Here is a 13,659-nt window from a genome sequence, read left to right on the forward strand (position 1 = left end):
TTGTAAATTTTCTACATCGGCGGCGTCCGGCCGCATCCCCTCTTCCGCCCCACCTTCCCTCTGGAGTAGGTCGTCATGAACCTCGGCACGTATCTGTCCCGCAGCGCCCGCTACTGGCCCGAGGCGCGGGCCCTGGTGTGCGGGGAGCGGTCCTGGACCTTCGCCGAGCTCGACCGCGCCACGAACCGCCTCGCCTCCGCCCTGACGGCCCGGGGCCTGCGCCCCGGGGACGCGGTGGCCTCGCTGGCGTGGAACCGCGGCGAGCTCGTGGAGGTGGAATTCGCGCTGTACAAAGCGGGGTTGACGCGTGCCCCGATCAACGCACGCCTCGGGCTGGGCGAGATCGAGCACATCCTGCGCTACGCCCCGATCCGGGCACTGGTCTTCGACGCGGCCCATCGCGACGACGCCCTCGCCGCGATCGCCGCGGCCGGCACCGGCTGCCTTCCCGTGCCGCTCGACGGCCCGGTGGAAGCCGGCTCGCACGAGGTCGGCTACGACGCGCTGCTGGCCGAGGGTGACGGCACCCCGATTCTCGTCGAGGTGGATGAAAACGAACCCTGTGTCCTGAACTTCACCTCCGGCTCGACCGGCGCGCTGAAGGCGGCGGTCCAGACGGTCGGGAACCGTCTCGCGAACATGCGCAAGCTGCTGATGGCGGACGAGTCGCGGCCGCGCCCCGGCACCCGCTACCTCGCCTGCGGCCCCATCACCCACGCCACCGGGATGGGCCTGCTGGCCGGTGTGTTCGGGGGCTCGACCACATATGTCCTGCCCGCGTGGAGCCCGCAGAGCTTCCTGGAAACGGTCGAGAAGGAAGGCATCACCACCACCTTCCTCGTGCCGGCCATGGTGAACATGGTCCTCGCCCACCCCGGAGCCGAGCGATACGACCTGTCCTCGCTGACGAGCGTGCGGATCGGCGGAGCACCGATCTCGCCGCAACGTCTACGCGACGCCGTGGAGTTCTTCGGCCCCGTGGTCGCCCAGGGCTACGGCCTGGGCGAGACCACGAGCGTGGTCGCGGGCCTGAGTGGTGACGAGATCGCCCACGCGGTGAAGGAGGACGCCGAACTCCTCCAGTCGTGCGGGCGGGCGACCTACGACACCGAGATACGCGTCGTCGACGAGGCGGGCCGCGAGCTCGGGCCGCGGGAGGTCGGCGAGATCATCGTGCGCGGGCCCGACTGCGTACGGGAGTACTGGCAGGAGCCGGAGCTGTCCGCGGAGACCTTCCGCGACGGCTGGGTGCAGACCGGCGACCTGGCGTGGATGCGGGAGGACGGTTACCTGTTCCTGGTCGACCGCAAGAAGGACATGATCATCTCAGGCGGCTTCAACATCTACTGCACCGAGGTCGAGGCCGCCCTCTACGAGCATCCCGCCGTCCAGGAAGCCTGCGTCGTCGGTGTCCCCGACGACCAGTGGGGTGAGGCGGTCAAGGCCGTCGTCGTCGCCCAACCGGGCGCGGCTCTCACCGCCGACGACCTGATCGCCTTCTGCGCCGAGCGCCTCGACAGGCTCAAGAAGCCCCGCTCCGTCGACTTCGTCGCCGAGCTCCCCCACAACCGCAACGGCAAGCTCGACCGCAAGGCCGTGCGCGAACCGTACTGGGCGAACACCGACCGCCGCGTCAACTGACCCTTCACCAACGGAGTTCCTGATGACTTTCTCGCTGCGCCCCACTTACGACGACCCGCGTACCGCCGCCCTGGTCGACCGGCTGCGCGACTACCTCGACGGCGAACTCGCCGAGTACGAACGCGAACGCGGCATCACCCCCGCCAGTCGACTCACCCGCGCCGACCTCGAACCGATCTGGCGCCGCAGCCGCGAACTCGGTTTCTACGGCATCCACCTGCCCCAGGAGTACGGCGGACAGGACCTCACCTACACCCAGCTCGCCGCCCTGAAGGAGGAGCTCGGGGCCAGCGGGCGCGTTCTGTCGCACTCTGTCCTGGGCGACATGGGCGGACCGCTGCGCGCGGGCGACATCCTCAAGCACGCCACCGAGTACCAGTTGAAGACGTACTTGCTGCCGCTGATCCGCGGCGAGCGCGCCTGCTGCTTCTCCCTCACCGAGACCGACGCCGGCTCCGACGTCCGCTCCATGACCACGACGGCCGTGCGCGACGGCGACGGCTACCGCCTCACCGGGCACAAGGTCTTCTCCTCCGCCGGCCCCTTCGCGGACTTCGCGATCGTCGTCGCCCGCATGGCGGGCACCGGCGAACAGGAAGGCGAGAAGCCGTCGTTCTCCGCCTTCCTCGTCGACCTCGACAGCCCCGGCTGCCGCGTCGAGGACGGCGCCACCCCGATGTCAGGCGAACACATCGAGAGCGACATCGTCCTGGACGACTGCTACGTCCCCGCCGCCAACCTCCTCGGCGAGGAGGGCAAGGGCATGCGCATCGCGCTCGGCCGCGTGACCACCAACCGCCTCCTGCACTGCCCCACCGTCCTCGGCGCCACCCGCCGGGCCGTCGCGCTGACTCTGGACCGGACCCGGACCCGGAAGGTCGCCGGTGGGCAGCCCCTGCTGATGATGCAGGCGATCCAGCACAAGGTCGCCGACATGGCCACCGACTTCTACGCGGCCCGCTCCATGACGTACGCCGCTCTCGCCGCGCTCGACGAAGGCCGCGAGGTCCACACCGAGGCGTTCATGTGCAAGCTGTTCGTCGCCGAGTCCGCCTTCCGCATCCTCGACGAGGCCGTCCAGATCCACGGCAAGGAAGGCCTCACCCAGGGCAACGAGATCGAGTACCTCTTCCGCAAGATCCGCATGTTCCGCGTCCTCACCGGCACCTCCGAGATCCAGCGCAACGCCATCGCCAAACTCCTGGCCTTCAACCACTGACCCGGAGAGCGCCCCGCCCGCTCCGAAAGGCACACCGGCATGACCTCCACACCCCCGGCTCCCCCGCGCTGGTCCGCCCTGACCGGCAAGCGCGTCCTCGACCTCTCCCGGCTCCTGCCCGGCCCTTACGCGACCTCGATGCTCGCCGACCTCGGCGCGGACGTCATCAAGGTCGAGGACCCCGCCGGCGGCGATCTCCTCCGCCTCACGCCGCCCCTGTTCGGCACGCTCAACCGCAACAAGCCCTCCATCGCGCTCGACCTGCGCACCGACGACGGCCGCGACACCTTCCTCCGCCTCGTCCGCACCGCCGACGCCGTCGTCGAGAGCTTCCGCCCCGGCGTCCTCGACCGCCTCGGCCTCGGCTTCGACACCCTGCACGCGATCAACCCGAAGCTCGTCCTGTGCTCCCTCACCGGCTACGGCCAGACCGGCCCCTACGCCGCCAAGCCCGGACACGAACTCAACTTCCTCGGCCTCTCCGGCTTCTTCGCCGTCCCCGGCCGCATCGACGGGGCGATCACCCGCCCCGGCGTCCGCATCGGCGACATGGCCGGCGCCATGCACGCCGCGCTCGCCCTCACCGCAGCACTGGCCGACGGCGGCGAGGGCCAGCACATCGACGTCTCCCTCAGCGAGTCCATCACCGCCTGGTGCTCCCTGTTCACCCTCCCCCTGCTGGGCATCGAAGACCCCCTGGCCGCCGGACTCGTCCAGGGCGACAACGACGTCTTCACCACAGCGGACGACCGCGTGCTGTCCCTCGCGACCTTCGAGGACAAGTTCTGGCACCGCCTGCGCACCGAACTCGCCCCCGAGTTCCCCGAACTGGACACGGCCGCATACGACCGCCGGACCGACCGCACCGCGGCCAAGGAGCAGGTGCACGATCTGCTGGGCCGGGTCTTCGCGGCGCGCGACTACGACTGGTGGCACAAGCGGCTCACCGAGATCGACGCCCCCTGGGCCCCGGTCCTCACCCGCCCCGCCGACCTCCTCGCCGACCCGCACGCCACGGCACGCGACCTCTTCGCCTGCCCGGACGGGGACACCTCCACACCCCAGGCCCGGTTCCCCGTCACCTTCGGCGCGGGCCTCGACACCTTCCGCCGCCCCGCGCCCGCCCTGGGCGAACACACCCAGGACGTGCTCGACGAACTCGACACGTCCGGCTGAGTCGATCCGGAGGTCACGGCGCCGCGTCCACGGTAGGTTAAGGAAAACCGCAGGTCAGTAGCCCGACGGATACAAAACGCACTCAGATCCATGTGCATTACGTGCGTCATGGGCGCTGTGCGCGACCCCTGACGCACGCGCGGAGGGCACGGGGCATCTTCACACCATGCTGACCTCCGACGTCGGCCTCTGGGCGGCGGTGTCACCGTCGCCCTGTTCCCAGGGCAAGGAGGCTCGAGCCACGCGGCTGCGTGTGAGTTCAGCTCGGAGCGATCGTCACGATGTCAGGTGCGATGTCCAGCACCAGGAGTGCCGCCGCCACGTGGGTCGGGTTGTCCTCCACCTTGACGGCCGAGAGCTCGTTGGCGCGTGAGACCCGCCGCTCGACGGTGTTGCGGTGCGCGTAGAGGTTGGCAGCCGCCCGGGTCGTACTGAAGCCGCACTGCACATAGGTGAGCAGTGCCTGCCGCAGCGCTGTGTCGGCTTCGGCCAATGGCCCGAGGGTGTTGATGACGAACAGGCGTGCGCCGGACCGGTCCTTTGTGAGCGCGTCGATCAGCTCGACGTCGGCGTAGGCGGTGAATCGCCGGTCGGACCCCAGCCGGATCACCAGCGCCTGCGCTGCGAGGGCGCCCTGGTGGCTGGAGCGGAATCCTTCGAGACCGCGCCCCGGCCTTCCCACCGCCGCGCGGACCTCGTCGGCCGCCGCGAGTTCCTTCTCCACGGGGTGAGGGTCCGGGACGGTTTCCCCCGAGAGCCAGATCCACCGCGACGTGGCGCTGGCGCGCGCCACCAGGGCGCTCCGGCCGGCGGCGGAGGAGCGCACGGCGGCGATCGCCTCGTCCAGGGCGTCGGCGTCCTGCGGATCATCGACCCAGAGGACGAGGCCCATGTGCCACCGCGTCATCCGGTAGCGCAGGCGCCCTTCGGCGAGGTCCTCCGCCATCGGTGCCCCACTGGCGATCAGCTGGATCAGCGCGATCCCCTCGGCATCCGTGTTCCCCATCGCCGCGGCGAGTCCGGCTTGCCGCAGGGCCGCGACGGAGTCGAGGGCGTACTGCACCAGCGACTGCGCCGTCACGTCCAGGACCCCGACGAGAAGGTCGGGGTCGGCGCAGTCCGCCACGCATTCCTCGAGCCAGCGCCGCCAGCCGATCCCGAGGGCCACACGCCAGGCGACGGCGAAGTCGGGCGCGATGCCCCGGGAGACGAGATCGTTGATGTACGCCGTGGTCCTCGGGCTGACGTAGGGCTCTACCCTCCGTCCCGGTTGCTGGACGTTTGCGGTCAACCATTGGACCAGGTCGGAGCGGTTGAGCGCGCGATCCTCCTCGACCAGCGATGCGTCCGCGAGGAGGGCGGGATCGTTCTGGGCGATGAGAGAGGGCCTTGCGAAGACGCCGACCAGGGCGTCCGTTTCCGTCAGCAGGCGCTGGCACAGTGACCTGATCGCGTCAGCCACCTCACGCGAGGGCGGGGGCCACAGCTCGTCCATGTTCTCAGTGTCCCTCTGCTCTCGGGGAGCCGAGGCTCCCGAAATGCCGTGTCACAGACAGATGAAGGGCTCGTCGGCGGCCTGGCCGACGGCGAAGGCGCGGGCTGCCGGCCGCCGCTGTTTACTACCACTAAACAGCGGCAGATTTACCACGCCCTCGTCGGCGCCACAAGGGGTTCGACGCCGTCGCCCCCTCCGCAGGGGCGCACCGACCGCCCCTGGCGCGCATGCCTTAGCCTCGTGTCACGGAGAGGACTCGTCCGGGTCGGCCCGTCACCTGACAGGCGCACGACCTCGGCCTCGGGACGGGCGGTGAGCACACCATGTCCATCGGTGACGGCGGGACAGCAGGCGGAGCGGAAAGGGGCGCCGCCGCCCTCGAAGCGTCCACAGGCGCGCAGCTGCGGAAGATCAGGCTCGACCGCGGGTTGTCGTTGACGGAGGTCGCGCACCGGGCAGAGGTCACCAAGGGTTTTCTGAGCCAGTTGGAGCGCGGGCTCACCAGCGTGTCCGTCCCGACGTTGCTGCGCGTCTGCGAGGTGCTGCGGATCGGGGTCGGGGAGCTGTTCGCGTACCCCGACGAGCAAGTCGTGGACGGTGGAAGCCGGATCGACATGGGCGGTGAGGGCGTGGCCGAATACCTGCTCACGCCCGCCGGCACCACGGCGTTCCAGGTCTTCCGTTCCGTGATCGAGCCAGGCGGAGGCACCGGAGGCCCCTATCGGCTCGACACCGCCACGATCTTCGCGATGGGACTGAGCGGCTCGACCCGTCTGATCGTCGGGGGCGAGACCCGGATGCTGTCGGCAGGGGCGTCCACCTCGTTCTCCGGACAGACGCTTCACCAGTTCGACAATCCGGGTGCGACGGTGAGCGAGGTCCTCTGGGTCCTGTCGCCTCCCCTGCTGCGCGCCGCGCGAGGACCCGCCTAGGTTCTGCCGTCAAATGTCGGGCCCACATCAGGAGCAATGCGAGGGCGATGGCTGTTTCGTAGGACTCGGCTGTCTTGTCGTAGTGGTTGGCGATCTCGCACCTGCTCCGCCCCAGGCCCGCTCGATGGCCACGTCGGACAGCGAGGGAACCGCCTGGCCAGATCCTTCCCCATGCCCTGCACGACATGGGGGTCCGGGAGCGGGTAGGTCTGGCCTCGCTGCGCCGCCGAGGTATCCGGGCCGTCATCCCGCAACCTTCTGACCATGTCGGACACCGTCTCCATGGAGGCCGAGCCGGCGGTCGTTCCCGCTGGGGATGCTGCACGATGCACAGGCCGATCGCGCCCCTGCGCTCGTGCGCCGACCGAGCCAACGCCATGCCGACTGCGGTGTTGGACGCCGCCGAGGAGTTCGACGTGGTGACCATCGGAGCGGGAATCGCCGGGACCAGCGCGGGCACCCCTCTCAGCCGAGAGCTCCCCGACAGGTCACCAGGCCCTGTCGCTGAATGTCAGGGCCACATCAGCAGGTCTTCCAGCCGCTTCCGCCCCGCAACGGCTCGGGCAGCAACGGCCGGACGAACTCCCACTCGGCATCAGACAGTTCATGGCGATAGATCACCCCACTGTGATCCACCAAGCAAGATCATTTGAAGGCATCGCCTAGAGCCGCTCGTAGACGGCTGGGCGGCGCGCTCGCAGGACGAGGGCCTGCACCGCGCCGGCCACTGCCGAGAGGGCGACGAGACCGCCGATCACCCATGCGCCCGCGACGGTGCCGACGAGGAGCGGGAAGTTGACGACCATCAGGCAGACCACACAGGCCAGGCCGAGGAAGGCGACGCCCGGGGCCACGACCGTACGCCACAACGACTGCCGCCCATCGGCGCGCCGGAAGAACCCGATGACCGCGAGGCTGGTGGCCGCCATCAGCAGGACGATGCCGAGGGTGGCGGCGCCTGAGAACCAGGCATAGAGGTCCTCGATCGGGTCGAGGCCGAGCGCGGCGACGACGAGCGTGGTGATGAACGCGACCGCCGAGGCAACGGCCGAGGACGCCGACGGCGCGCGGTGCCGTGAGTGGACGACGCCCAGCGACGCCGGAAGCGCACCGGCCCGGGACAGCGCGAACTGGTAGCGCGTCACGACGTTGTGGAAGGCCAGCACGCAGGCGAACTGGCTTGTGATCAGGAGGAGTTGCATGATGTCGGCCCAGACGGAGCCCACGTAGCTCCGCGTCAGCGTGAGGACCAGGCCCTCGGGGTCAGCCTGCGCGGCTCCGACCACCGCGTCGACGCCGACACCCACCACGATCGCCCACACGGTGAACGAGTAGAAGACCCCGATGACCAGGATCGCGACGTACGTCGCCCGCGGGACCGTGGCGTCGGGGTCCTTCGCCTCGTTGCGGAACACGGCCGTCGCCTCGAAGCCTATGAACCCGAAGATGGCGAACATGACGCCGAGCCCCAGGGAGCCGGTGCCCGCGATCGACGGCGACAGCGGCTCGGCCGTCAGGCCATGGGCACCGCCACGGCCCACGATGCCGAGGTCCAGGACCAGGAGCAGCAAGGATTCCAGCACCAGCACGGCACCGAGCACCTTGGCGCTCAGCTCGATGTCGCGGTAGCCGAGGAAGGCGATGACGCCCAGCGAGACGAGTGCCCACGACCACCACGGAGAGCCGACGTCGGCGTACCGCCGGATGACGTTGCTCGTCGCGACGCCGACGTAGGCGTTCACCCCGACGAGAAGCAGCGTGTAGGAGAAGAGCGCGAGGGTCGCGGCCGCGAGACCGGGGATCCGGCCCAGCCCCGCCTGGACGTAGGCGTAGAAGGCGCCCGCGTTGCGTACCCGTCCGGCCATCAGCGTGAAGCCGACCGCGAAGACCAGCAGCATCACGGTGGACAACGCGAAGTACAGCGGCATCCCCGGGCTGCCGCTCACGGCGAAGGCGAGCGGCACCCCTCCGGCCACAAGTCCGAGCGGCGCCGCCGCGGCGACGACCATGAACACGATCTGCGACACGCCGAGCCCACGGTTGAGCGGGTTGCCCGATCCCGCTTCACCGCCGGGTACTTCGACGTGCCCTGTCTTGGAGAGGTCGGTCATCGCGACCACCTTTCGGCTCACGGGCCGGTACCGGCTCGTCATGGGTGGGTGAAGGGGTGCGTGAGGCGGTACGCCCCCACGCGGTGAACCGGATCGGCTTTCGCGCAGCGGAGCGCGGAGATCCGGCTTCTGTCTCTCCGGCTCGGTCCTGAGAGAGGAGGTGGCTCCAAGCGGGACCGCGACGACAGCGGGTTCGGCCTCTGCGCACGACCACGGCCGCGTGTTTAGTGCCACTAAACACGCGAGGGGCAAACGAATATCACGCTGTCCTCGCCCCCGCAATGGCTGCGCAAAAGGCCGGCCGCCACGCCGAAGCCGCCCGTCGCACTGCTCCACCGAGGCCCGGTCTCGGCCTCGGTGGAGGTCGCGGCTCGAACGTCGGACACCGTACGGGCGCAGCGGCTCGGCCGGCCTGTGCATCGTGCACCGAGCCCTGGCAAAGGAGGTGCCCGCTGTCGTTCTCGCAGGCGGTCGCTGCTCGCGACAGTGAGGTGACCGCCACAGGAACAGCGAGGAAACGCCATGACAGCTGAGGTATTGGACGCCGTCGAGGAGTTCGACGTGGTGATCATCGGAGCAGGGATCTCCGGGATCGGCGCGGCCACCTATTTCAGCCGGGAGCTGCCCGACAAGTCGCTCGCCGTGCTGGAAGCGCGCGACGACATCGGAGGCACGTGGGACCTGTTCCGATATCCCGGCATCCGCTCGGACTCCGACCTCCACACGTTCGGATACGCGTTCAAGCCCTGGCGCCACGAAGCCGCGATCGCCGACGCTCCCCTCATCAAGGGGTACCTCCACGAGACCGTCGAGGAGAACGGCCTGGAGCGCGTCCTCAGGCTCGGCCACCGGGTCGTCCGCGCGGAGTGGTCCACCGCGGACTCACGGTGGACCCTCACCGTCCAGACGTCGGACCCCGCCACGGGAGCGACCCGGACCAAGACGATCCACGCGGGATGGGTCTTCGCCGCCACCGGCTACTACCGGTACGACGAGGGGTTCTCCCCGGAGTTCCAGGGTCGGGACGAGTTCGAAGGCCGGATCGTCCACCCGCAGCACTGGCCCGAGGGACTCGACTACAGCGACAAGAAGGTCGTCGTCATCGGCAGCGGCGCGACCGCGATCACGCTGGTGCCGGCCATGACCCGAGGGGCGGGCGCCGCCCGGCACGTGACGATGCTGCAGCGCACCCCCACCTACGTCATGGCACTCCCCCGTGTCGACAGGGTCGCCCTGGCACTCACGAAGCTGCTCGGGGAAGAGCGCGGGTACGCCGTGACGCGGTTCAAGAACATCTGGACCGAACACGCCGTCGTGAAGGGGCTGCGGAGGTTCCCCAAGGCAGGACGGGCCTACATCCGGCGCGAGAACGTCAAGCGCCTTCCCAAGGGGTTCGATGTCGACAAGCACTTCAACCCGCCGTACGACCCGTGGGACCAGCGGGTGTGCGTGGCACCGAACGGCGACTTCTTCGACGCGATCAAGGACGGAAAGGCCTCCGTCGTCACCGACGCCGTGGCCCGGTTCAGCAAGCGCGGAGTCGTCCTGGCGTCGGGCGAGGAACTGGAAGCCGACATCATCGTCACCGCGACGGGACTGAACCTGCAGCTCTTCGACGGCATGCCGCTCGTGGTCGACGGCCGCCAGGTCGACCTCGCGGACGCGCTCTGTTACCGCGGCATGCTGCTGAGCGGCCTCCCGAACTGGGCGATGGCGATCGGCTACACCACCTCGTCCTGGACGCTCAAGGTGAGCCTGATGTGTCGCTACTTCATCGATTTGGTCAGGCACATGGACGCCCGCGGATACGACACGGTGGTGCCGGTCGCACCGTCGGGAACGACCCGCAGGCCCGTCATGGACCTCCAGGCCGGATACGCCAAGCGCGGCGAGAAGCTCATGCCCAAGCAGGGTCTCGAGAAGCCCTGGCGGATGGCGATGTCCTACCCCGAGGACGCCAAGGCCCTGCGCGGCCCGGTGGCCGACGAGCACCTCAAGTTCGGCGCCCGCCGGGCGGCCGCCCAGTCGCCCGGCGGGAGGCGAGCCACCCATGCCTGAGACCAGCGGCTCCGAGAGCGCCGACCAGTACGCTGCCCTGCCGTCCGGGATGACGATCTGCTTCCGGGACCACGGCGACAAGGCCGACCCCGCGATGCTGCTCATCGCGGGACTGGGCGAAGACCTCACCTTCTGGACCGAATCGTTCGTCGGCTCCCTCGTCACCAGGGGCTTCCGGGTCGTCGCGATCGACAACCGCGACGTCGGCCAGTCGACGTTCGTCGCCGCTCCCCCTCCCGGACTCTGGCGTCAGATCGCCGCGCGTCCGCGCCGCGACGCGTACACGCTGGCCGACATGGCCCGGGACGCCGTCGGCGTACTCGACCACCTCGGGATCGCGCGGGCGCACCTGGTCGGACGGTCGATGGGCGGAATGATCGCGCAGACGATCGCGGCCACCGCACCCGAGCGGGTCCTGTCACTGGCCTCCCTCTACTCCACCACCGGGGCGCGCAAGGTCGGGCAGCCGTCCCTGTCGACGATCCGGCTCCTCGCCGCCCCGCCGGCGAGGAACAGAACCGAGGCGGTCCGTGCCCACCTGCGGCTCACCCGGCACGTCGCGGGAACGGGACACCCCATCGACGACGCGGCCGAGGCGGCCGTCGCGGCGCGCGGCTGGGACCGCAGCGCCGGTGAGCCGGCGGCCGGCACGGCGCGGCAGATCCAGGCGATCCAGCTCTCCGGAGACCGGACGGCCCAGCTGAGCGGGATCACCGCCCCGACGCTGGTCATCAACGGCGACCGGGACCCGCTGGTGCACCCGAGCGGCGGCGCCGCGACCGTCAGGGCGATCCGCTCGGCGCAGCACGTGGTCATCCCCGGCATGGGCCACCACATCCCCGAGTCCCTCGTCGACCCCGTCACGACCTACATCGCGCAGCACGCGAACCGCGTGGGCGAAGGAGGAAGCCATGTCCGGATCTCGTAAGCCCGACACCAGGGACACCACGGTCGACGTCGTGATCGTCGGCGCCGGCTTCGCCGGCCTGAGCGCCGCCGAACGGCTGGTGAGCATGGGGCGGTCCGTCCTGGTCGTGGAAGGCCGCGACCGGGTCGGAGGCCGCTCGCTCACCGGCGAGGTGGCAGGCGTGAAGGTCGACCTCGGAGCGACGTGGGTGTCCCGGCGCCACACCGCCATCCGGGACCTCGCGAACCGGATGGGGTGTACCACCACCGGCCAGTTCGACCAGGGGCGCAACGTCCTGTGGCTGGCCGGCCGGCGCCGCACCTACAGCGGCACCATTCCCAAGGTCTCCCCCGCGACCCTGGTCGACATGGCCCGCATGCAGGCGGCCGTGAACAAGCTGGTCGCGACCATCGACGTGAACGCCCCGTGGGAGACGCCCGAGGCCGGCCGGCTCGACGCCCTCTCGTTCGGCGAATGGCTCGACCGGAAGAACGCGCTGCCCAGCACCCGTGCGCTGATGACCATCGTCAGCAAGGTGCAGTGGGGCTGCACCCCGGGAGACGTCTCCCTACTGCACGTACTGCGCTACATCCGTGCGGCGGGCGGGCTCAACCACATGCTGGACGTCGAGGACGGAGCCAACGAGGACCGGTTCGTCGAGACCACCCAGGAGATCGCCAAGCGGGTGGCGGAGCGGCTCGGCGACCGCGTACGCCTGGACACGCCGGTGCGCCGCGTCACGCAGGACGACGACGGCGTCACCGTCAGCACCGACTCCGGCGAGATCCGCGCCGGGTACGCGATCGTCACGGCCGCGCCGGAGCACCGCGCCGCCATCGCCTTCGAGCCCGCGCTGCCCGAGCAGGCCGAAGGGCTCGCGCGAACCTGGCCCATGGGCGCGCTGAGCAAGGCGTTCGTGGCCTACGAGAAGCCGTTCTGGCGGGCCGACGGCTGTTCCGGCGAGGCGGTGACCGACACCGGAACCGTGTTCATCACCTTCGACGTGTCGCCCGGCTCCGGCGGACCGGGCGTCCTGATGACCTTCTGCGACCCCCGCGTCTTCGACGGCTTCGACCCCGAGACCCGACGCGACATGGTCGTACGGCAGCTCGTCGACCTCTACGGTCCGCAGGCCCACACCCCGATCGACTACCTGGACCACTGCTGGGGAGCGGAACCGTTCGCCCCGGGCGGCCCCCACCCCGCCGCCGGCCCCCACGCGACCACGAGCTACGGCAAGGCGCTGACCGAGCCCCACGGACGCGTCCACTGGGCCGGCACCGAGACCGCCGGCGAATGGGCCGGCACCATGAACGGCGCGGTCCTGGCCGGCCAGCGCACCGCCGAGCGCGTCCTCACCCTCCTGTCCCGCGACGTCCGACAGGGGGCGTCTCGATGAGGGAGGCGCTGTTCCTGCTGGCCGACCTGTGGATGATCTTCGTCGGCTACTTCTACGGCTGGAAACTCGTCCGCCGGTACGGCAACTACCTCCTCGGTCTCGAATTGATGGTCGTCGCGACGTCGGGCAGCAACTTCCTGCTCTGGTCGCTGCTCGGCGCCAAGAGCGACAGCGTCCTGTACGACGTGGCGTACTTCTTCGACGCGTTCTCCCGGTCGGTCGGCATCACGCTCATCCTGATCATGGGCCTGATGAAGGTCACCCACCGCTACAAGCCGAGCCGCAGCGTCGACGTCGCCGTGTTCGGAGTCGCGATCGTGGCCGGTCTGTTCCTCCGGCCGTTCCACGGCGCGGATCTCCACACCGGCGGCCTCGCGTTCTGGGTCGCCGTGTTCTATGTCGTCGTCAATCTCCTCACGGCGGTCTTCCTCGGGTACTTCGTCAAGCGGCTCTGGAACGCGGGCGCGAAGCGGCTCGCGATCTGGACGGGCCTGGTCAGCGCCGCCGGGTCCACCATCGCGTTGGCCTACGACTTCTTCCCGCTGCCGTTCGACGACGCGAACCGCACGATCTTCTACACCGCCGCGCTGGCGACGTGGGGCACCCAGGGATTCGTCTACTTCCGTGCCTACCGCACGCTGCACGACCGCAACGCGGCCTTGGATGCGACCCCGGCCCGCACAAGCAGCACCCTCGCATGAACCCCGAGAACGAATAAGGA

10 protein-coding genes and 1 pseudogene are annotated in these 13,659 nt (G+C 69.8%); 9 read left to right on the forward strand and 2 right to left on the reverse strand.

From position 1 onward, the window contains the following. Positions 1-75: 75 nt before the first annotated feature. The 3 genes from ACIRG6_RS27740 to ACIRG6_RS27750 are packed head-to-tail and all read left to right on the forward strand — an operon-like array spanning position 76 to position 4,036. On the forward strand, positions 76-1,641 hold the full coding sequence (locus ACIRG6_RS27740; RefSeq protein WP_365020488.1) for a class I adenylate-forming enzyme family protein: 1,566 nt from the start codon (positions 76-78) through the stop codon (positions 1,639-1,641). A gap of 22 nt (positions 1,642-1,663) precedes the next feature. Beyond that, a complete protein-coding gene (locus ACIRG6_RS27745; protein WP_364677630.1) occupies positions 1,664-2,860 on the forward strand; it encodes an acyl-CoA dehydrogenase family protein in 1,197 nt (398 codons plus the stop codon). A 39-nt stretch (positions 2,861-2,899) separates the two neighbouring features. Further along, entirely contained in the window at positions 2,900-4,036 is a 1,137-nt protein-coding gene (locus ACIRG6_RS27750; RefSeq protein ID WP_403324918.1) for a CaiB/BaiF CoA transferase family protein, read from the forward strand. A gap of 259 nt (positions 4,037-4,295) precedes the next feature. On the opposite strand, the gene ACIRG6_RS27755 is transcribed toward ACIRG6_RS27750, so the two are convergent. Continuing rightward, positions 4,296-5,531, reverse strand: coding sequence for a PucR family transcriptional regulator (locus tag ACIRG6_RS27755; protein WP_403324919.1), 1,236 nt, complete (start codon positions 5,529-5,531; stop codon positions 4,296-4,298). A 323-nt stretch (positions 5,532-5,854) separates the two neighbouring features. Between ACIRG6_RS27755 and ACIRG6_RS27760 the strand changes: the two genes are divergently transcribed. Next, a complete protein-coding gene (locus ACIRG6_RS27760; protein ID WP_364677625.1) occupies positions 5,855-6,463 on the forward strand; it encodes a helix-turn-helix domain-containing protein in 609 nt (202 codons plus the stop codon). Between the two features lie 215 nt (positions 6,464-6,678). Then, positions 6,679-6,768: pseudogene (locus ACIRG6_RS27765) on the forward strand (IS5 family transposase); the annotation flags it as partial. A 357-nt stretch (positions 6,769-7,125) separates the two neighbouring features. Here ACIRG6_RS27765 and ACIRG6_RS27770 read toward each other — a convergent pair. After that, positions 7,126-8,574: an APC family permease gene (locus ACIRG6_RS27770; RefSeq protein ID WP_365020482.1), complete on the reverse strand. Its 1,449-nt coding sequence runs from the start codon at positions 8,572-8,574 to the stop codon at positions 7,126-7,128. 522 nt (positions 8,575-9,096) lie between these two features. Between ACIRG6_RS27770 and ACIRG6_RS27775 the strand changes: the two genes are divergently transcribed. From ACIRG6_RS27775 to ACIRG6_RS27790, 4 genes are read left to right on the forward strand one after another with little or no spacing between them, the layout of a single operon-like run. Continuing rightward, positions 9,097-10,632, forward strand: coding sequence for a flavin-containing monooxygenase (locus ACIRG6_RS27775; protein ID WP_403324920.1), 1,536 nt, complete (start codon positions 9,097-9,099; stop codon positions 10,630-10,632). Continuing rightward, on the forward strand, positions 10,625-11,560 hold the full coding sequence (locus tag ACIRG6_RS27780; RefSeq protein ID WP_403324921.1) for an alpha/beta fold hydrolase: 936 nt from the start codon (positions 10,625-10,627) through the stop codon (positions 11,558-11,560). The genes ACIRG6_RS27775 and ACIRG6_RS27780 overlap by 8 nt, the downstream gene beginning before the upstream one ends. Further along, on the forward strand, positions 11,544-12,938 hold the full coding sequence (locus ACIRG6_RS27785) for a flavin monoamine oxidase family protein (protein WP_364677619.1): 1,395 nt from the start codon (positions 11,544-11,546) through the stop codon (positions 12,936-12,938). The genes ACIRG6_RS27780 and ACIRG6_RS27785 overlap by 17 nt, the downstream gene beginning before the upstream one ends. After that, positions 12,935-13,639, forward strand: coding sequence for a transporter (locus tag ACIRG6_RS27790; RefSeq protein WP_403324922.1), 705 nt, complete (start codon positions 12,935-12,937; stop codon positions 13,637-13,639). Before ACIRG6_RS27785 ends, ACIRG6_RS27790 begins: the two co-directional genes overlap by 4 nt. The last annotated feature ends 20 nt before the right edge of the window (positions 13,640-13,659 follow it).

It is taken from the genome of Streptomyces flaveolus, assembly GCF_044765825.1.
Lineage (GTDB): Bacteria > Actinomycetota > Actinomycetes > Streptomycetales > Streptomycetaceae > Streptomyces > Streptomyces flaveolus.